General features: G+C 45.9%; 17 protein-coding genes. 13 read left to right on the forward strand and 4 right to left on the reverse strand.

Annotated elements, in window-relative coordinates:
- The first annotated feature begins 3 nt into the window (after positions 1 to 3).
- Positions 4 to 1,782, forward strand: a complete 1,779-nt coding sequence (locus tag ABDD95_RS01990; RefSeq protein ID WP_345950231.1) for a RagB/SusD family nutrient uptake outer membrane protein — start codon at positions 4 to 6, stop codon at positions 1,780 to 1,782.
- A 161-nt stretch (positions 1,783 to 1,943) separates the two neighbouring features.
- On the forward strand, positions 1,944 to 3,809 hold the full coding sequence (locus ABDD95_RS01995; RefSeq protein WP_345950232.1) for a rhamnogalacturonan lyase: 1,866 nt from the start codon (positions 1,944 to 1,946) through the stop codon (positions 3,807 to 3,809).
- A 101-nt stretch (positions 3,810 to 3,910) separates the two neighbouring features.
- Here ABDD95_RS01995 and ABDD95_RS02000 read toward each other — a convergent pair whose 3' ends face one another.
- The 3 genes from ABDD95_RS02000 to ABDD95_RS02010 all read right to left on the reverse strand — a co-directional run bounded on the left by ABDD95_RS02000 (position 3,911) and on the right by ABDD95_RS02010 (position 7,048).
- Positions 3,911 to 4,270, reverse strand: coding sequence for a hypothetical protein (locus tag ABDD95_RS02000; protein WP_345950233.1), 360 nt, complete (start codon positions 4,268 to 4,270; stop codon positions 3,911 to 3,913).
- Positions 4,271 to 4,626: 356 nt separating this feature from the next.
- The gene (locus ABDD95_RS02005; RefSeq protein ID WP_345950234.1) at positions 4,627 to 5,652 is read right to left on the reverse strand and encodes a hypothetical protein; all 1,026 of its coding nucleotides are present in this window, start codon (positions 5,650 to 5,652) and stop codon (positions 4,627 to 4,629) included.
- Between the two features lie 52 nt (positions 5,653 to 5,704).
- Entirely contained in the window at positions 5,705 to 7,048 is a 1,344-nt protein-coding gene (locus ABDD95_RS02010) for a glycoside hydrolase family 88 protein (protein ID WP_345950235.1), read from the reverse strand.
- Positions 7,049 to 7,253: 205 nt separating this feature from the next.
- Between ABDD95_RS02010 and ABDD95_RS02015 the strand changes: the two genes are divergently transcribed.
- The 11 genes from ABDD95_RS02015 (at position 7,254) to ABDD95_RS02065 (ending at position 24,122) form a co-directional block, all read left to right on the forward strand.
- Positions 7,254 to 8,195 (forward strand): glycoside hydrolase family 43 protein, encoded by a 942-nt coding sequence (locus tag ABDD95_RS02015; protein WP_345950236.1) that lies wholly within the window; start codon positions 7,254 to 7,256, stop codon positions 8,193 to 8,195.
- A gap of 104 nt (positions 8,196 to 8,299) precedes the next feature.
- Entirely contained in the window at positions 8,300 to 9,307 is a 1,008-nt protein-coding gene (locus ABDD95_RS02020) for a family 43 glycosylhydrolase (RefSeq protein WP_345950237.1), read from the forward strand.
- A gap of 161 nt (positions 9,308 to 9,468) precedes the next feature.
- Positions 9,469 to 10,806 (forward strand): rhamnogalacturonan acetylesterase, encoded by a 1,338-nt coding sequence (locus ABDD95_RS02025; protein ID WP_345950238.1) that lies wholly within the window; start codon positions 9,469 to 9,471, stop codon positions 10,804 to 10,806.
- A gap of 15 nt (positions 10,807 to 10,821) precedes the next feature.
- Complete coding sequence (locus ABDD95_RS02030; protein WP_345950239.1) at positions 10,822 to 12,066, forward strand: oligogalacturonate lyase family protein; 1,245 nt, start codon at positions 10,822 to 10,824, stop codon at positions 12,064 to 12,066.
- A 20-nt stretch (positions 12,067 to 12,086) separates the two neighbouring features.
- Entirely contained in the window at positions 12,087 to 13,499 is a 1,413-nt protein-coding gene (locus ABDD95_RS02035; RefSeq protein WP_345950240.1) for a glycoside hydrolase family 28 protein, read from the forward strand.
- A 4-nt stretch (positions 13,500 to 13,503) separates the two neighbouring features.
- Entirely contained in the window at positions 13,504 to 15,840 is a 2,337-nt protein-coding gene (locus tag ABDD95_RS02040) for a glycoside hydrolase family 2 TIM barrel-domain containing protein (protein ID WP_345950241.1), read from the forward strand.
- A 50-nt stretch (positions 15,841 to 15,890) separates the two neighbouring features.
- A complete protein-coding gene (locus ABDD95_RS02045) occupies positions 15,891 to 16,658 on the forward strand; it encodes a rhamnogalacturonan acetylesterase (protein WP_345950242.1) in 768 nt (255 codons plus the stop codon).
- Position 16,659: 1 nt separating this feature from the next.
- A complete protein-coding gene (locus ABDD95_RS02050) occupies positions 16,660 to 17,463 on the forward strand; it encodes a rhamnogalacturonan acetylesterase (protein WP_345950243.1) in 804 nt (267 codons plus the stop codon).
- An 88-nt stretch (positions 17,464 to 17,551) separates the two neighbouring features.
- The gene (locus tag ABDD95_RS02055; RefSeq protein ID WP_345950244.1) at positions 17,552 to 20,524 is read left to right on the forward strand and encodes a sugar-binding domain-containing protein; all 2,973 of its coding nucleotides are present in this window, start codon (positions 17,552 to 17,554) and stop codon (positions 20,522 to 20,524) included.
- Between the two features lie 2 nt (positions 20,525 to 20,526).
- Positions 20,527 to 21,669 carry a glycoside hydrolase family 88 protein gene (locus ABDD95_RS02060; RefSeq protein ID WP_345950245.1) on the forward strand — a complete coding sequence of 381 codons (1,143 nt, stop codon included), beginning with the start codon at positions 20,527 to 20,529 and terminating at the stop codon, positions 21,667 to 21,669.
- The gene (locus ABDD95_RS02065) at positions 21,669 to 24,122 is read left to right on the forward strand and encodes a TIM-barrel domain-containing protein (protein WP_345950246.1); all 2,454 of its coding nucleotides are present in this window, start codon (positions 21,669 to 21,671) and stop codon (positions 24,120 to 24,122) included. The genes ABDD95_RS02060 and ABDD95_RS02065 overlap by 1 nt, the downstream gene beginning before the upstream one ends.
- A gap of 148 nt (positions 24,123 to 24,270) precedes the next feature.
- On the opposite strand, the gene ABDD95_RS02070 is transcribed toward ABDD95_RS02065, so the two are convergent.
- Positions 24,271 to 25,776 carry a glycoside hydrolase family 28 protein gene (locus tag ABDD95_RS02070; RefSeq protein ID WP_345950247.1) on the reverse strand — a complete coding sequence of 502 codons (1,506 nt, stop codon included), beginning with the start codon at positions 25,774 to 25,776 and terminating at the stop codon, positions 24,271 to 24,273.

A 25,776-nucleotide genomic window follows, 5' to 3' on the forward strand; every position in this document is an offset into this window, starting at 1 on the left:
ATTATGAAAAAATATTCGTATAAATTTGTTTATAGAATTTTACTGGCCAGTTGCCTGGTTACTGCATTTTCCTGCAAAAAGTTGGTTGATGTAAAACCCGAAGACCAAGTAGATATAACCAATCATTTCCAGAACGTATATGATGCCAATGCCGCGGTTATTGGTATCTATGGCCAGCTGCAAGGCATAGCCGATCGGTACATTGTATTGAACGAGTTGCGTGCCGATTTAATGAGTCCTACAATGAATGCCGACCAGTACCTGAGGCAGCTGAACACGCATACGGTAACCGAAGATAACCCCTGGGCCGATCCAAAACCGTTTTACCGCATTATTATGAATTGTAATGATGCTTTGGCCAACTTTGATATCATGTTAAAGGATGCTAAGTTAACACAGCGCGATTATGACGAACGTTATGCTGATGTTAATGCGGTTAGAGCCTTTTTATACCTGCAACTGGGTATACACTGGGGTAACGTACCCTACGTTACGGACCCATTGGCTACGGTCGACGCGTTGAAAGATGCAGCCAAGTTTCCGAAAACTAATTTTAATGATCTGCTGGATAAACTGATAGCTTCAATGGCAAACCGTAACCTTGATGATTATGCGGCTGCCAACGCTACAGGTGCAACCAATACCTCATTAAATACAACGGTTGATGGCTACCCAACCAACTTATTTTTTGTAAATAAACGCTGCTTGTTAGGCGATTTGTACTTATGGAGAGGCAGATACAGAGAAGCTTCTACCATGTATAAATATGTGACCGAGACCGGCTACCGTGCTGCTGGTGGTGCTAACGACGCCAGCTTCTGGCAGTACAAGCCCAATTATAGCCGTTTCTTGATCACTTATACCAAAGCAGGTGACGAAAATACTTTAATAGACGATAATACCAATAACAACGGGTGGAGAGGCATTTTTGCAGCTACTACGCAAGGTACTGAAACCAGCTCGGAATGGATATGGACAATACCTTTTGACCGGAACTTTGCACCTGTGAATCCATTTATCGATTTGTTTTCTAACCAGGGTGGTCGTTATTTGCTTACCGCATCAGGCTTGGCTCTTGATAACTGGAATTCTCAAACTCAAAGTAACGGCTTTGCCGGTGATGCGCGTGGCCGTATCTCTGTAAGAACCATAAACGGGCAGCCGGTAATTGCCAAGCAGTTGTATTACTACCTCAATAATGCCTTAATACCTACCAATATTTTACAAAAGCAAGGCCGCTGGTTGCTTTACCGCGCTGCAACGCTTAATCTGCATTTTGCCGAGGCCGCTTGCCGCGACAATCAGGTTCAAGTTGCCTATGCTTTAACCAGTGTAGGTTTCGCCACAGTATATAATAGTATATACCCGGGTACGGGCACTGTACCGGCCGATAAAACAAACCTGCAGCAAACGCTTTTGCCAGCGCCTTATGATATTGATGCACGTAATGGCGATGTTCCTTATTACAGGGGGCCATGGCACAGGCAGATAGGCACACGCAGCCGCGCTAATTTGCCTGCGTTAAATCCCAATCTATATCAGCCGACTCCAAATGTACCAGGTATGGAAGATGCTATTATAGCCGAAGATGCTGCAGAACTGGCTTTTGAAGGCCAGCGCTGGGGAGACCTGCTGCGCGTAGCCCTTCGTCGTAACGATCCTAACTATTTGGCCAGTAAAGTGGCTGCCAAACTGAGCCGCGATGGTAATGCTGCTGCTGGCGCTACTGCACAGTCCAAACTGTCAAGTATAGCCGGATTGTATCTGCCATTTAAACTTTAAATTATTACGCACAAAAAAGGCAGCTTCATTTTTTAACGAAGCTGCCTTTTTTGTTTTAGAGCAGGCATGTATACAGTTTAACCTATTACTTATTATGTATTGCATTAAAATACGGTTCCGGTTTTGAAACGCGCTTCAGCTAAAATTTAATAAATCACCTCATGAAAATATTTTTAAACAAAGCCTTAAAGCTCACGCTGATGATTACGGTATGTGTTACAGCAACTGCCTTTGCTCAGCGCCAGATGGAGTACCTAAACAGGGGCCTGGTTGCCGTAAGCCAGGGTGGGGGCAGTGTATTTTTAAGTTGGCGCATGCTGGGCACCGAGCCCGATAATGTAACCTATAACCTTTATCATAAAGCGGGCGGCAAGCCGGCCGTAAAAGTGAATGCCAAACCCTTAGCCGCGGCTACCAGCTATACCCAGCAAAAGGTAGACAGTACCGTTGCCAACAGCTGGTTTGTAAAGGCAATCATCAATGGTAAAGAAGGGGCTGCCGGAAATACCTATACCCTTAATGCAAATGCACCGGCCCAGGCTTACTGGAATTTGCCGCTCAAAAACCCCAAAGGTTATATTCCCAACGATGCTTCAGTAGGCGATTTAGATGGGGATGGGCAATACGAAATCATACTGCACCAAACCGGTCGCGGACGCGATAACTCATCGGCAGGTATAACCGACCCGCCTGTTTTTCAGGCGTACAAATTGGACGGTACCTTACTTTGGGAAATTAACCTGGGACATAATATCAGGGAAGGCGCGCATTATACTCAGTTTATGGTGTATGACCTGGATGGAGACGGCATTGCCGAACTGGCCTGCAAAACGGCCGATGGTACCGTTGACGGTAAGGGCAAAGTAATTGGCGACAGCACCAAGCGTTATGCCAACGCGCAAGGCCGCATACTGGATGGCCCCGAGTACTTTACCATATTTGATGGCCGTACAGGCGCTGCTTTAGCCACTACCGATTACATACCTGCCCGTGGCAACATTGGCGGCTGGGGTGGCCGCGGGGGCAATGGCGGTAATGATAACAGCGGTAACCGTGTCGATCGTTTTTTGGCTTGCGTGGCCTATCTGGATGGTGTGCATCCCAGCGTAATAATGTGCCGCGGCTATTACGGCCGTACAGTGCTGGCCGCATGGGATTGGCGCGGCGGTAAGCTTACCTCCCGCTGGGTTTTTGATACTAAAGATGGGGCTAACCCTTACTCGGGCATGGGTAATCATAATTTAACTGTTGCTGATGTAGACGCCGATGGTAAGGATGAAATAGTGTACGGTTCTATGTGTGTGGATGATAATGGCAAAGGCTTGTATACAACTGGTTTACGCCACGGCGATGCTGTGCACGTGAGCGATATGGATCCTTTGCGCCCTGGCCTGGAGGTTTTTGGTGTGCACGAAATTGAAGAAAAAACCAAAGGAGCAGGCAGCGCTATGTATGATGCCCGCACGGGCGAAATACTTTGGCAGGGCGATCCGGATATGGACGTAGGTCGTGGCATGTCGGCAGACATTGACCCTCGCTATGCTGGTGTGGAACAGTGGGGTGGCGCCGAAGGCTTGAAGACCGCAAAAGGCGAAAAAATAGGCGCAGCTCCACGCACTGTAAACTTTGGTATTTGGTGGGATGGGGACCTGCTGCGCGAACTGTTGGACGGGAACCGCATCATGAAATGGGATTACCAAAACAGTAAAACAGATAATTTGCTGGTGGCTGATGGTTATCAATCCAATAATGGTTCAAAATCGACTCCAACCCTAAGCGCCGACTTGTTTGGCGACTGGCGCGAAGAAGTAATATTGCGTGCTGCCGACAACCAAAGCCTGCGCATTTACACCACCACTATTCCAACCCAATATAAATTTCGTACACTAATGCACGATCCACAGTATCGTCTAAGTATTGCCTGGCAAAACGTAGGTTACAATCAGCCTCCGTACACTAGTTTCTTTTTAGGTAATGGTATGAAAGCGCCCGCTAAACCTAATATCGTGATACTGAAAAGTAAGTAAACCAGTTAAACAAGTGGTGAAGTAAGGCATAAACTTTTTGAGGAAGCGCTTTATCAACAGGCTTTTAGAATAGGACAGGGGCGTCTGTAAAAATGGCGCCCTTATAATTTTATCAGGTTCTTATTTAAACGCTTAATTACGGCTGATTCCTTGTCTGCCTTTAAGGTAAATATCACCAGCCCATTTTGCGCTTTAATTCCATACAGGGCAGTATTTTCTATTTGGTTGGTTTTGACATGCATTTTTTCTACTTCTTCTTGCTGAAGAAGATCAACCGACAGTAACTGATATATCTTATGCTTAGTATGGATAATATACAAAGGCCCGGGTGGAGTTATACTGCCGAAGCAGGGCCCTATTCCTGTGCGTTTAACAGAATCTGCCGGCGCCACTGTGGTTTGCGCCATGCCTACGTTTTCTAAGGCTGCAATAAATAACACAGACGATAAGAATGCTTTCATATCACAAAATGCTTATAATACAAAAGTAACGGCCCATTGTTAACTGAATATAACGTACGTATTGGCTTTAAATAATAAGCTTAAGCTTTGCTTCAAAAGCAATTGTCTCAGCCCCCATCGCCATAGGCGAATGTAGTTCTATCGTTCCTAATCCATTTGAATTAGCAACATATGGAAAAGTGCCTGGATTTGTAATATTAATTTCAGTAAAAGTAAATCAGGCATACGTTGTATAAGTGAAAGACAGGTAATGCAACGCTTAATAAGCTGCCTGATAAAGGTTCAACAATCCTCAAACTGGCAAGTTGGACGACGGACTCAAATGATCGCTTCGAGGCATGTAAGCTTTAGACCAATCAGTTACCCACTGCTGCATGTACCTGGCTGATGAATTCAGCAGGTTGATCTATACTCATCATTATACTGTGGCTCATAATGGATTTGTGATAAAGCCGCTCAATACTTACTGGTTGGTTAAAGGTTATCAGCAGATTGGCACTGCTTTTAGTGACGCCCCCTTTGAAGCAAACACTGTCTGGCTGCTCGTCTTCCTTAACCTGCCGGATAGCTTTAATATTTTGAATTTCGGTTTGTGCACGCCAGCGAATGCCTGTACGCAGCAATAACTGGTTATCTAATATAATTACCGGACTTTTCAGGATAGCAGAAAAATCGCTGATGATGAACATTATTCCGTATACGCTAATAAATGAGAGGACTATCGCGGCTTTATAACTGTATTGCAACACTACCAGGTGCACGGCCACCAACTCAATGATTCCAACAAATAAAAAAACGCCAAATAAAGCTACACAGCCTGAATTGCGATGGGTGGTAAAATATTGAGCATTTGAAGGCAACTTAGTTGGCCTTTTCCAGCATAGTAATCCAAACCGAACAACTGTTAGCTCCGCAGCCAGCAATTTAACAGGTAGGCTGTTGCCCAATACATTAATTAAACTTTGCCGTAAATGGTGAGCACTGTCAGGCATTTGGGTTTGCAGTGCCTGGTAATAGCGGCGTATCTTTGAAATTTGGGTAGAGGCATAAATAATAATGCCCAGTTCGAGCACGAAGGTAAGTTTGCGTAGCTGTAAAATATATTGCCGCTGATGCGGCGGCAGTATCAGATAGGCCGCGCCACAACAGCAACTAAATACCAGCAGTAAACTTCGTTTTCGCAACTGAAGCGGCCTGATGAGCAGGAAGTAATAAGCAACGGGAAAAGTAATTATCATATCGGCCAACAAGCCTGTAGCTACTAAATCATGCCTGGCAGCTGATGCATGATGCAACAAGTACAAGCCACCCAACAGTATACTTAAGCCGGCTAGAATAGTATAACCTGCATTCTTAATAAAGTGCAAACGTACAAACAGCATAACCTGCAATTATTTATTTTATAAAGACGGCCGGAGTGTTCATTATGAAGTTTTAATTTTTCATCATCACTGCGCTGTCATTCACTTCAAACGTATGATTCTTCAATAAATTAATTATTTCAGCGCCAGCCAGCAAAACAGGGCCATAACCATGTGCGGCGTAAACATTTACCGGGCGGTAGTAATAAAATGCCGGGTCGAAAGCCATACCGGTACCTACACAAACGCCTTCAACCTGTCCTTGTGCATTCACCTTGGTAGCCGTAGCATTCCAGGCCAGCAGAGTTGCCGGTCCAAATGCCTTGCCGTTAAGCCAGCCCTGGTTAATGCCCCGGGCAAAACAGTAAGCATAAATAGCCGTGGCCGATGTTTCCAGGTAGCTGTCATTGCGGTCTAACAACTGGTGCCAAAAGCCTTGGCTCGATTGGTAGGTAACCAAGCCTTTAGCTAAGGCCTGGTATTGCTGCAATACCGCTTTGCGGCCCGGGTGTTGCTCGGGTAGTACATCCAGCAGCTCCGTCATGGCCATCAGGGCCCAGCCATTGGCACGGCCCCAGTGAAACTGCGGGTGTACGTCCATTTCCTCAACCCAGCCGTGCATGTAAACCCCTTTTTCGCGGTTAAACATGCGGGCGCTAAATTGTAAAACCTGTTTTACAGCATCATCATAATATTTATTATCGCCGGTAAGCTTACCCATTTGGGCAAGGGCCGGTACGCTCATAAACAAATCATCCAGCCACAAAGTATTCTTAAGCGGACGGTTACGGGCTAAAGTACCGTCGGCAAAGCGCTGTTGTTTGGCCGATATAAAATTGATAAAATTATTGGCCATAGGGCGCAGGTTAGGCGATGCATTGCCGAGGCGTATGGTTTTAATAGTAGCCGCACACAAAGCGCCGGCATCATCTAAAGCGCCCGGTTCCATCACCGAGTGCAGCGGGTTGCGGCGTGATGGGTATTGCTGGTTCAGTTTCTTGAAAACCGGCACAGCATCAGCCAAAAAGGTTAAGCGGGTTTTGGTATAATCGGTATAGCGGCTATCGCCCGTAGCCTGGCCAGCCAACAACATACCAGCATAGGTAACGCCCCACTCATAACTGGTTAGCCTGAAATCGCCGGGTTTAAATATGGTAGCCGTATCGGCATCATTTAAAGCAACAGTAGCATTGGTGCGGCGGTTAATAAACTGTGTTGGCGTGCCCTTGTCCAGGTAGTCCAATATACGGTCGAGCGTTTGCTTTACCTTGGCCTGATCTGTGATGTCATACGGAACAGGGTAGTTCACTTTCATGGCATGCAGCGGTGTTACCACGTCATTTACTTTCTGGCTAAAGGCCAATTCACTGGCAAGTAATCCGCAGCAAAGCATTAATCCGGCTTTAGTGGCTTTCATATGGGTTATTCAGGTTGTAGATGCTATGGCTATAGCATGATAAGTAACAATTGGTTGATGAAGATACGATGATCCGCATCCTTACAAATTAAAGTGAAATAAAGTTAATTAACCAACACAAAGCAGACAGTATAGGACGGTTAAACTATTACCAGCTCAACTAATCTGTTAACTTTGGCTGCTTGCCTTTACTAACCTAAAGTACATGAAAAGATTTGTATACCTATTGACTATGCTGCTGGTAGCAGCAGGCGCCTTCGCGCAAAATGCTAAAAACGAAGTTTACCTGTTTTGCTATTTTAAAGGCAGTAGTGCCGATGGCCTGCACCTGGCCGCCAGTACCGACGGCTTAAAATGGCAAGCCTTAAAAGGTGATAGCTCATTTTTGAAACCTGCCGTAGCGAGTGATAAACTGATGCGCGACCCTTGTATACTGCGTGGAGCCGACGGGCTTTTTCATATGGTGTGGACGGTAAGCTGGAACGATAAAGGAATAGGCTACGCTAACTCGCCCGATTTGATCCACTGGTCGGAGCAGCGCTTTTTGCCGGTGATGGCTGCTGAGAAAGGTGCGCGTAACACCTGGGCGCCAGAGGTAACTTATGATGCCACCACCAAACAGTACATGATTTACTGGGCCAGTACTATCACGGGCCGCTACCCACTGGCCGATACCATAACCGAAAAGGGGTACAATCATCGTATTTATTACACCCTGACTAAAGACTTTAAAACCTTTACAGCAACAAAACTCCTGTACAATCCAGGCTTTAATTGCATTGATGCCAGTATACTGCCTTTTGGGAAAAAAATCATCATGTTTTTTAAAGATGAAACGGTGAAGCCGGTTCAGAAAAACATTAAGATTGCTTATGCCGATAAAATAACCGGTCCCTACAAGCAGGCAGGTACGCATATTACAGGCGATTACTGGGCCGAAGGACCAACCGCACTGCAAAAAGGTAAAGAGTGGATACTATATTTTGACAAATACCGCAACCACAAATACGGAGCGCTTACCTCAACCGACCTGAAAACTTGGACGGATATATCTGACCAAGTACAATTACCCTCTGGCATACGGCATGGCACAGTATTTAAAATTACCGTTGCTGAATATGAGAAGTTGAAGGCGGCAAAAAATTAAGAACGAAGAAATTATAAACATTGATTAAGCTGACGCTACAGGAGTAAAATGTACTGGACAAGCCCAATGTTACTTATATACAGTTAAAGTATCCCCATCATATAATGAAAACAGTTATAAAGTTATCTTTTGTGTTCTTGCTACTTGTTTCATCTACCAGCATCTTTGCACAAACTAACAAACATAGCAAACCAGCACCCAAACCCCTTTTTCGCGACCCGATTTACGATGGCGCAGCCGATCCGGTAGTGATATGGAATAAAGGAGAGAAGAAGTGGTTCATGTTTTATACTAACCGCCGGGCAAAGGATACCACTGTAGGTGGGGTAGAGTGGGTTCATGGCACCCGCATTGGTATTGCTGAATCAAAAGACGGCGCTACCTGGAAATATCGTGATACCGCTGATATTCAGTACCGCCCAACCGCTGGTTATACACACTGGGCTCCAGAGATTATTGAACACAACGGGTTATATCATATGTACCTTACGTATGTACCAGGCGTGTTTAAGGATTGGAGTCACCCCCGAAACATTTTACACCTCACCAGCACCAACCTTCTGAACTGGAAGTATGAATCAACCCTCAAACTGGCTACCGACAAGGTTATTGATGCTTGTGTGGCTCGTATGCCCAATGGCAACTGGCGCATGTGGTACAATAACGAGCGCGACCATAAGTCAATTTACTACGCCGATAGTAAAGACCTGTATAGCTGGACCGACGGTAAAAAAGCGGTAGCCGACCAAGGGGGCGAAGGCCCCAAAGTATTTACCTGGAAAGGTAAGTACTGGATGATAACCGACGTTTGGCGTGGTTTGGCCGTGTACAGCTCTGATGATATGCTGAACTGGAAACGCCAGCCCGATAACATATTACAAGCCCCCGGTACTGGTGCTGATGACGGCGTAATAGGCGGCCATGCAGATATTGTGGTGAACCATGACCGTGCCTACATCTATTACTTCACGCATCCCGGCCGTACTACACCGCCGGCTACCAGCCAGTATGAGCGGCAACGAAGCAGTTTACAGGTGGCCGAGCTGAAGTATGCAGATGGCAAACTTACCTGCGACCGTAATGCCCCAACCTACATTAGCTTAAAGCCTTAGCAGTGATTGTATCATTGCTGTTATAAAGTGGTTGTAATTGCCGGTTCACGGCCTTTTCAGGACGGTACAGGATACCCTTTAGCCCTGCATCAGATAAATTTGAGCCTACAGTATCTAACCAAATCTGCACCGTGCAGTTATAAACCGCTGTATAATATTTAATGTTACAGATCATGAAGCCGATGGCTATCAAATATTTGGCCCTGTCGTTTGCCGGGCTCTGCGCAAGCTTAGCTACGCCTGTTTGGGCACAAACCGCGGCAACCAACTACCGGTTCGACCTAAGCGGAGCTAAGCCTAAAGCCGGTTTTACGGCCGTTAGCACGTCAAAAAATTATAATAACGATTATGGATTTGACATGGGCACTGCTTCGCAAGTTATCATGCGTAAAGGTCATAGCAGCAGCTTTGTAACCAGCAATAAACCCTTTTACTTTTCGGCAGCCGTACCCGAGGGGAATTATAAAGTAACACTAACCCTGGGTGATGCTGAAGGGCCTACCCAAACTACCGTTAAGGCCGAGTCGCGCCGTTTAATGGTCGAAAACTTTGCCACCAAGCCTAATGAATCAAAAAAGGTAAGTTTTATAGTTAACATCCGTATGCCGCAGATTGCTAACGGCGAAATGGTAAAACTGAAACCCCGTGAAAACGGCAAGCTGGATTGGGACAATAAGCTTACACTTGAGTTTGCGGGTAACTCTGCGGTTAGTGCTATTGAAATTGAAAAGGTAGAAAATCAAATTACCGTTTACCTGGCAGGCAACTCAACCGTGGTTGACCAGGACGATGAGCCCTGGGCTGCCTGGGGGCAAATGATACCTCGTTTTTTTAAGCCAGGTGTAGCCATTGCCAATCATGCTGAGTCGGGCCTCACGCTGGGTAGCTTTATAGGCAGTAAGCGCCTGGAAAAAGTTATGAGTCTTATTAAACCCGGCGATTACCTGTTCATAGAGTTTGGCCACAACGATCAGAAAGAGAAGGGCCCTAACGATGGCGCTTATAAATCTTATACCGAGCGCTTAAAGCTGTTTGTAATGCAGGCACGCGAACATAAAGCCAACCCAGTTATTGTAACCTCTACAGCCCGCCGCTCATTCGATGCCGAAGGTAAAACGGTAAACACACTGGGCGATTACCCAGCTGCCGCCCGCAAGGTAGCCCAAGAACTTAATGTGCCTTTGATTGACCTGAACCAAATGGTAACGAAATTTTACGATGCCCTGGGTGTCGAAAATTCTAAGAAAGCACTGGTACATTATCCTGCTAATACCTTTCCTGGTCAGGATAAGGCTTTAGAAGATAATACACACTTTAACCCTTACGGTGCCTACGAATTGGCTAAATGTATTGTAGAAGGAGTTAAAACGAATAACCTGGGCCTGAAAAAGTATCTGGTTGATACCAAAACGTTCGACCCATCAAAACCTGATCCCATCGAAAGCTTCAACTGGCCGCTAAGCCCCAAAAATTCTGCCATTAAACCAGATGGTAACTAACCAAAACTACCTGTTATGAAAAAGAAACTGTTCGCCCCGCTGTTCGCTCTTAGCTGCTACTGCATAGCTGCACAAGCGCAACCTATGCTCGAAACCGGCGCCAACAAACAGCCCATGGCCGTTGCCCAATGGATTGACAAAGATACCGGCCACAAAGTAGTGCGCTTAGTTAACCGACCGGGCGGCAACACCAGTTTCTATTTTAACAACAACTGTTTTGTACCTCAGCTAAAAAGCGAAGGCGATATCATGGTTTTCTCAGGTGGTACAACAACTGATGGCAAACAGTTATTCACCCTTAATCTGAAAACAAAAAAAGTTGCACAGCTAACCAACAGGGCTCGCGTGGCCGGCGAAATGGTTTGCGCTAAAACACGTGAGGCCTATTACCAAAGCGGCGATAGCGTGTTTGCTGCCAACGTAGATACCCGTAAAGAGCGTTTTATTTATGCTTTCGACCCCTCATTTAAGGGCAGGGTGGGTACGGTAAATGCCGATGGTACTTACATGGCCTGCGTAAAAGCAGTAGGCGACCAGGAGCGTGAGATATTAAAGCAGTACCCTGAAAAAAAAGATTTCTTCCAGCGGATTTACAACGCACATATTGAGCATGTGCTGTATATACTCAACACTAAAACCAAGGAATTGAAGGAAGTAAACCGCGAGAACGAGTGGACCAACCATCTGTTGTTTTCTACTACTGATCCAAACATACTTTCCTACTGCCATGAGGGCCCTTGGGAAAAAGTAGACCGCATCTGGAACTACAATATCAAAACCAACAAATCTACCCTTTTGCATAAGCGTACAATGCCTATGGAAATTGCCGGTCACGAGTTCTGGTCGCCAAATGGCAACACGGAGTGGTTCGATCTGCAAAAGCCTAAAGGGCAAACCTTCTTCCTAGCCGGATACGATATGAAAACGGGTAAAGAGAAGATTTACGAAATGAACCGTAATGAATGGTCAATCCATTTTAATGTAACGGAAGATGAAAAGCTTTTTTGCGGTGATGGCGGCGACCCGGGCCAGGTTGCCAAAGCGCCCGATGGCATGTGGATCTATCTGTTCAGGCCCGAAGGTGATAAGTTCAAGTCAGAAAAGTTGGTTAACATGAAGAATCACTATTATAAGCAAGAGCCTAACGTACACTTCTCTCCCGATGAAAAATGGGTGATTTTTAGAGCCAACTTTGAAGGGCACGATGAAATTTACGCAGTTGAAGTAGCCAAGGCTGCCAAATCAAACAAGGCAGAATGATTTCATATATGACGATTAAGATGAAATACTTGCTGCTTTTAGTTGCATCGGTGGCATTAAATTTACCCGTGACTAAAGCTGCTGACGAACCAGGCTGGGTTAAAACGGTAGGCGCGAAAAGTTTTCCTTATAAAACCAAAGTTTACCTCGTTAGCGATTACAAAGCAGTAAACGACGGCAAAACACTCAGCACCAAAGCTATTCAGCAGGCCATAGATAAATGTTCGGCCGCTGGTGGCGGTATTGTTGAAGTTAAGTCTGGAAAGTATTTAACCGGTTCACTGTTCATTAAAAGTAATGTGAACTTGCAACTGAATGAAGGTGCCGAATTAATGGGCAGTCAGAACATTGCCGACTACCCGGAAATAGATACACGTATAGCCGGTATAGAAATGAAATGGCCCGCAGCGCTTCTCAACATTATGGGGCAGCGCAATGCAGCTATTACAGGTAAAGGGTTGGTCAATGCACAAGGCAAGCCTTTTTGGGATTTATACTGGAATATGCGTAAGGAGTATGAGCCTAAAGGTTTACGCTGGATAGTGGATTACGATGCCAAAAGGCCACGAACACTGCTGGTAACGAACTCAACCGACGTAACCATTAAGGGCATTACCCTGCAGCAGGCCGGTTTCTGGACGGTGCAGTTACTTTACTCCAGCCAAGTGACCGTTGATGGCATTACCATTCGTAATAATGTAGATGGCCACGGACCAAGCACCGATGGAATTGACGTGGATTCATCAACCAAGATATTGATTGAAAATTGTGATATTGATTGTAACGACGATGATTTTTGCCTGAAGTCGGGCAGAGATTGGGATGGCCTGCGGGTGAATAAACCTACCGAGTACGTAGTTATTCGCAACTGTGTGGCCCGGGCAGGCTCGGGCTTGCTTACGCTGGGTAGCGAAACATCAGGGGGAATACGCCACGTGTACGCAACCAACCTGGTAGGCAACGGAACAAGCAACGGCTTAAACATTAAATCGGCCACTACGCGTGGTGGAACGGTGGAAGATATTCATTTCACTAACATCACCATGAACAACGTACGAACAGCCTTCCAGATCACCATGAACTGGAACCCGAGCTACAGCTATTCCAAGCTGCCCGACGGTTATACCGAAAGTACCCTGCCGCCGCACTGGAAAAAAATGCTCACCAAGGTAGAGCCGGCATCCAAGGGTATTCCGCATTTCAAAGACGTTTTCATTTCTAACATAAAAGTCAACGGCGCTAAAAAAGCCGTTAATGCTATCGGTTTGCAAGAATCACAACTGCAAAACTTTCAGTTTGATAATGTGAATATGACGGTTGAAACAGCGGGCGAAGTAAAGTATGCTCAAGGCTGGAAATGGAATAATAGCACTATTACCGCTACTGATAATTCAAAACTAACTATACCTAATCTGCTTTCGGCTAAACCTTAACGGTATGAAAAAATATTTCGTTACAGCCTTCTCATTATTGGCTATTGCTGTTACCGCACAAGCCCAGCGCCCCACAATTAAACGTGTCAATGTAGCTTTTGATACCAATTGGAAGTTTCACAAAGGCGATACTGCCGGCGCCGAACAATTGGCTTTTGACGATAAAAAGTGGCGTGAGGTAACCGTACCTCACGACTGGAGTATTGAGGGGCCCTATAGTCAAACCAACCCTACCAGCCGGGGAGGAGGGTACTTGCCATCAGGCGTGGGCTGGTATCGCAGTAAATGTTTTACGTTTAGCAAGCCGGCTACTCCTAAGTTAATGTATGTGGAATTTGATGGTGTAATGGCTAATAGTGATGTGTGGATCAATGGGCATCATTTAGGCAAAAGACCTTATGGCTATAGCACATTCAGATATGATATCACACCTTACCTTACTTATGGTAGCTCAAATGTTATTTCCGTAAGGGCAGATAATAGTATTCAGCCTGCATCGCGGTATTACACAGGCGCAGGTATATACAGGCATGTAAGGTTAGTGCAAACCGATTTGGTACATTTAACACCTAACGGCGTATATATAACTACACCGGTTGCCACCGCCGCAAAAGGTACTGTTAAAATTCAGGCACAGGTAAAAAATGAATCTGATAAGTCAGCTGATTACAAGGTAATGACCACCATAACCGATAATGCTGGTAAAATCGTAGCCACGGTTGAAAAAAGTCAATCGGTTAAGGCAGGTGTAACGGCTGATTTTATACTGCAAGCCGATGTGAAAAATCCAAAGTTATGGAACCTGGATCAACCCAATCTCTATACCGCTATCACTACGGTTAATCAGGGCGGTACAGTAATAGATGATGAGAAAACCGTTTTTGGCATTCGCGAAGCAAAATTTGAAGCGGCGACTGGCTTTTGGCTTAACGGAAAGAATATAAAGATAAAAGGTGTGTGTTTACACCATGATGGTGGCGCCGTGGGTGCTGCAGTGCCTTTAGATGTTTGGGAAGAACGCTTTAAAACGCTGAAACAAATTGGTGTGAACGGCATCCGCACATCTCACAACCCTGTGGCACCTGAGTTTTTGGACCTGTGCGACCGCATGGGCCTTGTAGTAATGGATGAAACCTTCGATACATGGAATGCCTCCAAACCCAATGGCGAAAAAGGCTACAACCTGTATTTTACCGACTGGTGGGAACGCGACACCCGCGAAATGGTTATGCGCGACCGCAACCACCCATCTATCGTTATTTACAGCGTAGGGAACGAAATTCATGATAACCTGAACGATTCTACCGGATTTAAGAAATATCGCGATCAGCAAAATCTCATTCATCAGCTTGATCCGGGCAGGCCGGTTACTATGGCGCTGTTCAGGCCCAACGTATCTGGTGTGTATGCCAATGGTTTTGCAGCTATGATGGATGTAGTAGGTCAAAATTATCGCGAGAAAGAAATCATAGCTGCGCATGAAGCGCACCCTGATTGGATTGTAATTGGTACTGAAAACGCCCATGACATAGCCCAGTGGCTGGCCCTGCGCGATAAACCCTATATGGCAGGCCAGTTTTTATGGACGGGCATAGACTACCTGGGCGAAGAAGGCTGGCCTAATACAACGCATGATTCTGGCCTGATAGACCGCATGGGTAACTGGAAGCCGCTGGGTCTGCAACGCCAAAGTTGGTGGAGCGACAAGCCGGTTGTACACATGGTAAGGCGTGCCGATAACGATGGTACAGGCAACTGGGTAGCCAACTGGACACCCGCCGATTTCGGGACCTACGATAATGCCAAAGTGCAGGTGTACAGCAATTGCGACGAGGTAGAACTGTTTTTAAATGGCAAATCACAAGGTATTAAGCCAAAACCGGCCAATGATGCGCCGCGCGAATGGGACCTTACTTTTGAAAAGGGAACATTAAAAGCGGTAGGTCGCAACAAGGGTAAAGAAGTTACAACAGAAGAATTTAAATCGGCTGGTGCGCCGGCCAAACTGCTGCTTACGGCCAGCCGCAATCAGTTAACGCACCGGTGGGACGATGCTGCACAGGTAAACGTTACCGTAGTAGATGCAGCGGGTAACGTTTGCGCTAATACTGATGATCTGGTGAAATTTAGCATCAGCGGCCCGGCCGAAATTGCAGCAGTTGACAATGGCAATGTAGCCAGTCATGAATCATACCAGGGGGGCGCGCGTAAAGCTTATCAAGGCCATTGCATGGCGTTGGTAAAGGGGAATAATCAAACTTTAAAAACAGGGCCGGTTACTTTAAAAGCTACCATGGCCGGTTTGCCCGAGGCCGCTATTACTTTACAAATTGTACAGTGATTAAACTATGCCAACTATTAACTATCCTAATTAAGTAACAATATATCATTATGAAGCTAATTAAAATAACCACTGTAGCCGCCTTAGCTTGCTTAGTGGTACTGGCTTTTAAACAGCCATCCAAACCAACTATTTACCTCATTGGTGATTCTACGGTTCATAACAGCGATAAGGTGCAGTGGGGCTGGGGCTCCATATTGGGCAGCTATTTTGATGAAAGCAAGATCAGCGTAAATAACCAGGCTATGGCCGGGCGCAGCACCCGTACTTTTATAAAGGAAAACCGCTGGCACCGGGTGGATAGCATGCTTCGTCCCGGCGATTACGTGCTGATGCAGTTTGGCCACAACGAGGGCAGCAAGCCGGATACAAACAAGGCAGGTTACCGGGGTGTTTTAAAAGGAACTGGTGAGGAAACAGTGGAACTAACCTGGCCAAACGGTACCAAGGAAAGCGTGCATACTTACGGCTGGTACCTGCGCAAGTTCATCCGCGAAACCAAAGCCAAAGGCGCTACACCAATTGTACTGTCTATGATTCCACGTAACGAATTTAGAGACGGCAAAGTGCTGCGTGCCGATAATGATTATGGCAAATGGGCTAGGGAAATAGCTGAGCAGGAAAAAGTGGCTTTCATAAATCTGAACGGCATATCCGCCGATAAATATGATGCCTGGGGTGCCGACTCGGTTAAGAAATTCTTTCCCGGTGACCATACTCATACCAATAAACTGGGCGCTACGGTTAATGCCGAGTCGGTAGTAGCAGGTATTAAGGCCAACAAATCAATTACATTAAATAAGTACTTAAAGAAATAAGATGATGCGTTCTAATCAATTGAAGACCTTGCTTTTTGCGGTAGCACTGGTGTTTACTGCCGGTGTATTGTTCTCATTTATGCAAAAGCCCAAGCCGGTGCTATACCTTGTGGGCGACTCAACCGTAAAGAACGGCAAGGGTAAAGGTGATGGTGGCCTGTGGGGTTGGGGCAATTACCTGGGTACTTACTTTGATACCACTAAAATTACGGTTGAAAATGATGCATTGGGTGGTACCAGCAGCCGCACGTTTCAAACGCAGGGCTGGTGGGATAAAGTACTGGTGAAAATTAAACCCGGCGATTACGTGATCATGCAGTTCGGGCACAATGACGCCAGTCCGCTGGTAGATAGTTCGCGCGCCCGGGGTACCATTAAAAACAACAGTGATGAGCAGCAGGAGTTGTATAACCCGCTTACTAAGAAGAACGAAGTGATACACAGCTACGGCTGGTACCTGCGTAAAATGATCAATGAGGCCAAGGCCAAAGGAGCCACCGTTGCCGTATGCTCGCTCATTCCGCGCGATAACTGGAAAGATAGTAAGGTTAACCGCAGTACTGACAGCTACGTTTTATGGGCCTCTCAGGCAGCTAAGCAAGCCGGTGCTACATTTATAGACCTGAACGCACTAGTGGCCGATGTTTATGACCAGGAAGGTGAAGCCAAAGTTAGATCAACCTACTTTACAACCACCGACCATACCCATACCAGTGAGGCCGGCGCCAAATTAAATGCCCAGCTCGTAGCCAAAGGAATTAAAAACAGTAAAGGCTTTTCATTAAGTAAATACTTGGCAAAGTAAGTCTCGCTCCGCGCGGGTATACGCACGTTAAAAATTTAAACTCAGGTAAGGTACGCCTTGCCTGAGTTTCATAATTACAACCAGTTATATGCAAAGAAAACATTTACTTACTACCCTATGTGCTATGATGTGCTTGGCATTACAAACCAGTGCACAAACCACAACCCGGTTACCTGTAGCGCGGGCAAAGTACAATTTCAATCCTGATTGGAAACTATATCCGGGCGATACCACCGGCGCCGAAAAGCCGGACTTTAATGATGCCGGCTGGAAAAACGTAACACTACCGCATGCCTTTAATGAGGATGATGCATTCAAAAAAGACATTCATGATTTAACGGCGGGAATTAGCTGGTACCGAAAAAAGTTTCAGGTGCCGCAGGGTAGCGCTGGTAAAAAGCTGTTTTTAGAGTTTGAAGGTATACGCCAGGCAGGTGAGTTCTTCCTGAACGGTAAGCCGCTGGGTTTACACGAAAACGGCATTATGGCCTTCGGGTTTGACATTACCAACAAGGTGAACCCAACCGGCGACAATGAAATTGCAGTACGTGTTGATAACCGCTGGGACTACCGCGAAAAATCAACCAATAGCACCTTTCAGTGGAACAACGCTAATTTTTACGCCAACTACGGCGGCATCAACAAAAATGTAAACCTGTACGTAACCGATAGGCTTTACCAAACGCTGCCGCTTTATTCGTCTTTTAAAACTACCGGAACTTATATATACCCGCACAATTTTGATGTAGCTGCCCGTAAAGCTGTTGTTACTACCGAAACGCAGGTTAAAAACGAGTACGAAGCACCTAAAAACGTAGAGCTTGAGGTAATAGTTGCCGATAGAGACGGTAAGATAATTAAGACAGCTGCCGGCGCTAAAGCAACAATAGCACCAGGCCAAATACAAATACTGAAAGCCGATATTCCGCTTACCAATCTAAATTTCTGGAGTTGGGGGTACGGTTATTTATATGATGTATACACTGTGCTTAAGGTGGATGGTGCTGTAGTAGATGTGGTGAAAACGCAAACCGGTTTTCGTAAGACCGAGTTTGGCAACGGCATGGTTAAACTGAATGACCGGGTTATCCAGATGCATGGTTATGCACAACGGAGCACCAATGAGTGGCCCGCGCTGGGCACCGATGTGCCTGCCTGGATAAGCGATTACAGTAACGGGATGATGGTAGAAAGCAACGGCAATCTGGTACGCTGGATGCACGTAACTCCATCAAAACAAGATGTAGAATCATGTGATCGCGTTGGCCTTATACAAGCCATGCCAGCAGGGGATGCCGAGGGCGACCCTAAAGACCGCCGGTGGGAGCATCGCCTGGAGGTGATGCGCGATGCCATGGTTTATAACCGCAATAATCCCAGCATTGTATTTTATGAGTCGGGTAATAAAGGTATTACCGAAGAGCACATGAAAGATATGAAAGCCATACGTGATGAGTTTGATCCGCATGGCGGTCGTGCCTCCGGTTCGCGCGAGATGCTGGATAGCAAAGTAGCCGAGTATGGTGGCGAGATGCTTTACATTAACAAAAGCGCTAAAATGCCTTTCTGGGCTATGGAGTATTCGCGTGATGAAGCGCTGCGTAAATACTGGGATGAGTATTCGCCGCCCTTCCATAAAAACGGTGACGGACCAAAATATAAGCAGGAAAGCGGCTTTAATTATAATCGTAATCAAGACTCGCACGCTGTAGAAAATGCAGTACGTTGGTATGATTACTGGCGCGAGCGTCCGGGCACGGGCAAGCGCGTAAGCTCGGGTGGCGTAAATATTGTCTTTTCTGATTCTAATACGCATTTCCGTGGTACGGAAAATTACCGCCGCAGCGGCGAGGTAGACGCCTTGCGTATCCCTAAAGATGGGTTTTATACCCATAAAGTAGTTTGGGACGGCTGGGTTGATCCTAATAAAAACGGCATCCATTTAGTAGGCCATTGGAACTATAAATCAGGCATAAAAAAAGATGTTTATGTGATTTCTACAGGCGACAAGGTTCAGCTATTACTCAATGGCAAATCATTAGGCTATGGCACGCAGTCGAACCAATTTGTATTTACCTTTAAAAACATAGCCTGGCAGCCAGGCCAATTAAAAGCCATTAGCTTTGATAAAACCGGCAAAAAACTGAATGAAGAAACGCTAACAACAGCTGGTGACCCTGTGGCGGTAAGGCTTACACCTCACACCAGCCCAACTGGCTTAATGGCCGATGGGGCAGACCTCGCTTTAGTAGACGTTGAAGTGGTAGATGCCAAGGGACAACGCTGCCCAACTGCTTTAAATATGATCAACTTCACCCTCAATGGCCCGGCAGAATGGCGTGGAGGCTTGGCTCAAGGACCCGGAAATTACATTTTAGTTAAAAGCCTGCCGGTAGAGTGTGGCGTAAACAGGGTGATTCTGCGCTCGTTACCACAAGCAGGTGCAATAACCCTGCAGGCCAGCGCCGATGGTTTAAAAAGCGCTAACATAAGCCTAACGTCAAAGCCTGTACAGGTAAATAATGGTTTAACTCCCTATTTTTCGGCGAGTGCATTAAAGGGAAGCCTTAAACGCGGCCCAACGCCACAAGGGCCATCTTTTACTTTGAGCCGCAAGGCTATCGATATTGCCAGCGTTACGGCAGGATCTAACAATGAGAAAGCTAACGGTAGTTATGATGACAATGAAATAACCAGCTGGGCCAGTGATGGTCAATTGCAAAACGGCTGGATCAAATACACTTTTGCAAAGCCTGAGCGGGTAGATGAGGTAACTTTGAAGCTGGATAACTGGCGTAACCGCCGTTATCCAATCCGTATAAAAGTTGATGGCAAAGTAGTGTATTCGGGCGAAACAACGCAAAGCCTTGGCTATGTAACCCTGCCGGTAAAATCAACCCAGGGCAGCACTTTAACAGTTGAACTGGCAGGTGCAAACACTGATAAAGACGGCTTTGGACTGGTAGAGGTAACCGGTAAAAAGGATGCCGCTGGCGCAGTAATTCCGGATAAAAAAGCCATATTAGGCATTAACGAAATTGAGATCTATCATAAATTATAATTATGTTAAAAAGTAAAATAGGCTATTCAGTAATAGCAGGACTGCTGCTGGTGGCCCCTTTTAAAGGCTTACATGCGCAAAAGCTGCCTGCTAAAACCAAGATTGTAAGTGATATGGCACTGGCCAATGAATACTTCATGAAAAAATGGCCCGATCCGGCTACGCCCACAAACGTGAACCGGGTACGTACCAGCAACCTTTGGACGCGTGCCGTTTACTATGAAGGCCTGATGGCTTTGCATAAAATAGACCCGAAGAAAAAATATTACCAATATGCGCTTGATTGGGGCAACCACCACAAATGGGAGCCACGCGACGGACTGAACACGCGCAATGCTGATAACCAGTGCTGTGGCCAAACTTACATTGAGATGTATCAGCTGGATAAAAATCCGGCTTATATTGAACCCATTAAAAAGAACATTGATTTAATGCTTACCAGCGATAAGGTTGACGACTGGCATTGGATTGATGCGCTGCAAATGGCCATGCCCATTTTTGCTAAACTGGGCGCTATTTATAACGATAATCGGTATTACGAAAAAATGTACGATATCTATAACTACTCCAAAACAGTACATGGTGGCAAAGGTTTATATAACCCGCAAGAGCGTCTATGGTGGCGCGATAAAGACTTTGTGCCGCCGTACAAGGAGCCTAATGGTGCCAACTGTTACTGGTCGCGCGGTAATGGCTGGGTATTAGCTGCCATGGTACGTGTGCTGGAAGTGATGCCTAAAAATGCACCTCACCGCCAGGAATATCTAAACATGTATAAAGACATGATAGAAGCACTGGTACCCCTTCAGCGTCAGGATGGTTACTGGAACGTTAGCTTAATGGATCCAACCAATTATGGTGGTAAAGAGCTAACCGGTACGGCATTATTTGCTTACGGAATGGCTTGGGGGGTTAACAACGGCATCTTAAAAAAGAAAAAATATGAGCCCATTGTAACCAAGGCCTGGAATGCCATGATTAAGGATTGCCTGCACCCTGATGGAATGCTGGGCTTTGTACAAGGCACCGGTAAAGAGCCAAAAGATGGTCAACCTGTAAATTATGATCATATCCCCGATTTTGAGGATTATGGTTTGGGCTGCTTTTTATTGGCCGGTAGTGAAGTATACCGATTGAGCAAGTAATGAAAGCGTTATATAAGTTACTGTTTTTAGCAGGTAGTTCCATGATCTGTCTGCCTGCAACTATCCTGAAAGCGCAAACTGTTAAAGGTTTGGTAAAGGATGGTAGCGAGTACGTGTTTAAAGCCAGGGGCGAAAGTATCCGTTTGCAGTTTTGCTCGCCAACCATGTTCAGGGTGCGCATGAGCCACAATGGCAAATTTGAGCCTGATGAGTTTTTGATGCAGGAGAGCTACAGCTGGCCTAATGTAGCTGTTAAAGCAACTGCTACTAAAACCGGTGTACAGCTGGCAACAGCTAAAATCAAGGTGTTGATAAATTCTTCGCCATTTAAGGTAAGCGTTTATAATTTGACGGGCAAACTGCTCTCAGCCGATCAGGACGGCGCCTGGCAAAAAGGCGAGTCGGCCGGCTGTACTAAGCAACTGCAGGCCGATGAGCACTTCTTCGGCTTTGGCGAGCGTATGGACTTTATTGACCAGCGCAACAAAAAGCTTAATTTAAATGTAGGTCGGGGTAAAAGTATTAACGGTAACCACCTGGTTGGTGCTTATAATATTAATGAGGCTAACTATTCGCCCATTCCGTTTTTTATGAGCACCCGTGGGTATGGTGTCTTTTTACACACACCTAACGCCACCACCTGGGATATGGGCAGCCAAAACGGCGATCAATACAGCTTTGCGAGCAGAGGCGGACAGCTAGATTACTACTTTATGTATGGTCCCGATTTTCCGAGTATTTTAAAATCCTATATTTCTATTACGGGCAAAGCGCCTATGTTGCCCAAATTTGCTTTCGGCTTGCATATGGGTACGTACAGTGGCGGCACATGGGGGCATGAGGAACAAACATCTGATGCTTATGTAATTGCCCTGGCACGTAAAATGCGTGAGATGGGCATTCCGGTTGATATTTTATTTTTGGATTCAACGTGGCGTATTTTTGGCAAGGTGGGTGGTAAAGGCGCTACTTCTTTTGAGTGGCGCGAAACCTTCAAAAACCCCAAAGCCATGTTTGATACCTTATATGGTCTCAATTACAAAGTTGTGGGGCTGCACTTGCGCCCACGGTTTGATAACGGTAAAACTTATGACCTTCTCGACCAAGCCCGTGCCAAAGGATACACTTACCCTGAAAACGGTAAGCCGGGTGAGTTCGTTAATTTTTTTGACCAGAAAGCCACCGATTGGTGGTGGAACAATGGTGTTATGCGGGTTGCATCCATAGGTGCTAAAATGCTAAAGACTGATGAAGGTAGCGCCTTTGGTCACCTGGCAAATGAAAGTGACAAAGTTGGGCCAACCGGTAAAGAGATTGAGAAGCTGCATAATGTGTTTCCTATTGCTTATGCGAAAGCACCTTATCTGAAGTTTCAGGAGCTTAATGGTTTTAGAGGTGTTAACCAAACCCGCGAAGGTTATGCAGGTATACAACGTTACCCATACATTTTTGCCGGCGACTGGCCAAGCGAATGGCAATACTTTGCACCGGTTATTAAAGCAGGTTTAAATGTTGGTTTATCTGGCGTGGGCTACTGGTCGCACTGTATGGGCGGTTTTGAGCATGCGGCCGACCCTGAGTTGTATATCCGCTGGGTGCAATTTGGTATGTTTAGTCCGGTGGCTATGGTGTTTGGTATGGATCATCCGGGTTATAAAGAACCCTGGAACTATGGAGCCGAAGGTTTGGCTAACTTTAAAAAGTATGACCAGCTGCGCTACCGTTTAACACCTTACATCTATAGCAGTGCACATAATCAGTATGAAACAGGCATGCCTTTAATGCGCGCCTTGGTGTTAAATTATCAAAGCGACCCTAATGTGTATGATATTGGCGACCAGTACCTGTTTGGCAACAATATGATGGTTTGCCCTGTTACGGTTAAAGGTGCCCAAACCCGCACCGTTTATTTGCCCGAGGGTAATTGGGTAGATTACTGGACCGGGCAGACTTATACCGGCAAGCAATACATTCATGTAGTAACACCGCTTGATAAGTTGCCGTTGTACGTGAAAGCGGGTAGCATTATCCCTATGCAGCCTGAAATGAATTACATGGATGCAAAAGCTACCGATGTGATTACGCTGGATATATTCCCATCAGCCGCATCGAGCTTTGATTTGTATGAGGATGACGGACTAAGCCTAAAATATAAGCAAGGTGATTATAGCCAAACGCATATCAGCAGCGCCTTAACAGCAAGTGGATATACTTTGACGGTTAATAAGCCGCAAGGTAAGTTTATTCCTGGCAGCCATGCTTATGTAGCCAAAATACGTTGGGATAGAGCCACGCCTAACAGCGTGACCGAGAACGGACAAGCAATTAAACAAGCCGGCGATGCTGATGCATTGCAAAATGCATCGGGCTGGTATTATGATAAAAACAGCAAAGTGCTATGGATAAAAACCATCCATAGTAACCGCGAAAATATTGCTTTACAAGTAAAGTAATACCTTAATTTGATTGGTTTGACAAAAGGCCTGAGTGTATGCTCAGGCCTTTTGTTTTATGTTATGGTTGTGCTTGTTAAGTTAACTAAACTCAAACTGTAAGTTACAACCAAGAAGAAGATTTGCAACATATTACATCAAAGTGCAATTACTTCACTTCCTCAATCAGGTTCTTGTTAAGCCATCTCTCGGGCAAAATTTCGAAGCCACTTACTTTATTCAACTTGTACATTGGCTGCCCTGCAGGCACCTGTGCTTTTACCTCGTTAAGGATAATGCCTTTCACATCGTTGAATATAAACGGCGGACGGGGTTCGGTAGTTAAATAACTTACCTCCACATTATTCAGCTTAATGTTTTTAGCATGGCGGATAAAGAAACCGTAAGCGGGTAACACGCCAAATTTTTCGGGTTCAGGGTAAAGCTTTTCGTGTTCAGGTACCACTTGTTGTATTTTGCTGGCTGCCGAGTCAAGCGGACGGTAGTAAATGCGAATGTTGTTGAGTTGCACATCTTCAATATCATGTCCGGGTATGCCGGTTATAAGCGATGAAAAGTGTGAATCGGCATTGTACACCATCAGGTTGCTGATAATTACCCGTTTCAAACTACCTACTGGTGTACCAGCGGGGCCGCGCATGCGGGCACCCAGGCGTAAAAATATAGGCGAGTTCACAACATCGCGCATAGTGATGTTAGTGATGGTAATATCTTCTAAACTGGCGCCATCAACCGTTTCGAGTGCCAGTCCGCGGCAAAACTGAAAGGTACAGTTGCTAATGGCAATGTTCTTAAAACCACCGTTCGATTCGGTACCAAATTTAATGCGGCCTGTAGGACCCTCATGGTCGGGCACCAGGTGCGCTTCTTTACGCTGGTAGGTGCCATCGGCAAAAGTTCCGCGGTCAAACCCGCTTACGTTACAGTTGGTGATCGTAATGTTTTCGCAGGCACGGTTGTAGCCTAAAGCGTAAGAACTTTTTAAGCAAATGCCATCATCCCAAGGAGAATTTACAGCGCAGTTGGCTATCCGTACGTTCTGGCAGCAGTCTATATCCATGCCGTCACGGTTAGTATCCATCATTACGTTATCAATGGTAAGGTGATCCACACCGGTGGCCAGCAAACCAAAGTGGCCACCATACAATAAGGTAAAATCTTTCAGCATCACACTACGGCAAAGTTTCAGTGCAATGGCCTTGTTGCCCTGTCCTGCTTTAGGGAATGAACTGCGGGTTAACCCTTTGCCGTATATTTTGCCAGGCCCAATAATGGAAACATCCTCCAAATTCTCACCCCAAATTAAGCTGTTATGCCAGTGGCTATGGCCAAAATCCTGGTAATTGCCGCCTGCAGGGTTCGGCTCCGGCTCATCATAACCGGTATCGGCCGCTATGAGCGTGCAGCCTTGCTCCAAACGTAAAGTGATCTTACTTTTGAGGTGTATAGAAATGCTTAGATAATTCCCTGCCGGAAAATATACTGTGCCACCACCCGCTGCCGAGGCCGCATCAATGGCCTGGTTAATAGCTTTCGTATCCAGTGTTTGCCCATCGCCTCTTGCACCATACGTACGTACGTTGTACCATGTTGCTTGAGCAAAAAGGGTAGAGGTTATGAATATCAGTATAAAAAATAAAGCTGTTTTTTTCAT

This window comes from Mucilaginibacter sp. PAMB04274 (assembly GCF_039634385.2).
Taxonomy (GTDB): Bacteria; Bacteroidota; Bacteroidia; order Sphingobacteriales; family Sphingobacteriaceae; genus Mucilaginibacter.

Excerpts from the sequence above, each read along its gene's own strand:
- ABDD95_RS02035 (WP_345950240.1), top strand. The coding sequence starts at position 12,087 with ATGAAATACTTGCTGCTTTTAGTTGCATCGGTGGCATTAAATTTACCC.
- ABDD95_RS02055 (WP_345950244.1), top strand. The coding sequence starts at position 17,552 with ATGCAAAGAAAACATTTACTTACTACCCTATGTGCTATGATGTGCTTG.
- ABDD95_RS01990 (WP_345950231.1), top strand. The coding sequence starts at position 4 with ATGAAAAAATATTCGTATAAATTTGTTTATAGAATTTTACTGGCCAGT.
- ABDD95_RS02025 (WP_345950238.1), top strand. The coding sequence starts at position 9,469 with ATGTTACAGATCATGAAGCCGATGGCTATCAAATATTTGGCCCTGTCG.
- ABDD95_RS02005 (WP_345950234.1), bottom strand. The coding sequence starts at position 5,652 with ATGCTGTTTGTACGTTTGCACTTTATTAAGAATGCAGGTTATACTATT.
- ABDD95_RS02015 (WP_345950236.1), top strand. The coding sequence starts at position 7,254 with ATGAAAAGATTTGTATACCTATTGACTATGCTGCTGGTAGCAGCAGGC.
- ABDD95_RS02010 (WP_345950235.1), bottom strand. The coding sequence starts at position 7,048 with ATGAAAGCCACTAAAGCCGGATTAATGCTTTGCTGCGGATTACTTGCC.
- ABDD95_RS02065 (WP_345950246.1), top strand. The coding sequence starts at position 21,669 with ATGAAAGCGTTATATAAGTTACTGTTTTTAGCAGGTAGTTCCATGATC.
- ABDD95_RS02060 (WP_345950245.1), top strand. The coding sequence starts at position 20,527 with ATGTTAAAAAGTAAAATAGGCTATTCAGTAATAGCAGGACTGCTGCTG.
- ABDD95_RS02045 (WP_345950242.1), top strand. The coding sequence starts at position 15,891 with ATGAAGCTAATTAAAATAACCACTGTAGCCGCCTTAGCTTGCTTAGTG.
- ABDD95_RS02030 (WP_345950239.1), top strand. The coding sequence starts at position 10,822 with ATGAAAAAGAAACTGTTCGCCCCGCTGTTCGCTCTTAGCTGCTACTGC.
- ABDD95_RS01995 (WP_345950232.1), top strand. The coding sequence starts at position 1,944 with ATGAAAATATTTTTAAACAAAGCCTTAAAGCTCACGCTGATGATTACG.
- ABDD95_RS02020 (WP_345950237.1), top strand. The coding sequence starts at position 8,300 with ATGAAAACAGTTATAAAGTTATCTTTTGTGTTCTTGCTACTTGTTTCA.
- ABDD95_RS02050 (WP_345950243.1), top strand. The coding sequence starts at position 16,660 with ATGATGCGTTCTAATCAATTGAAGACCTTGCTTTTTGCGGTAGCACTG.
- ABDD95_RS02070 (WP_345950247.1), bottom strand. The coding sequence starts at position 25,776 with ATGAAAAAAACAGCTTTATTTTTTATACTGATATTCATAACCTCTACC.
- ABDD95_RS02000 (WP_345950233.1), bottom strand. The coding sequence starts at position 4,270 with ATGAAAGCATTCTTATCGTCTGTGTTATTTATTGCAGCCTTAGAAAAC.
- ABDD95_RS02040 (WP_345950241.1), top strand. The coding sequence starts at position 13,504 with ATGAAAAAATATTTCGTTACAGCCTTCTCATTATTGGCTATTGCTGTT.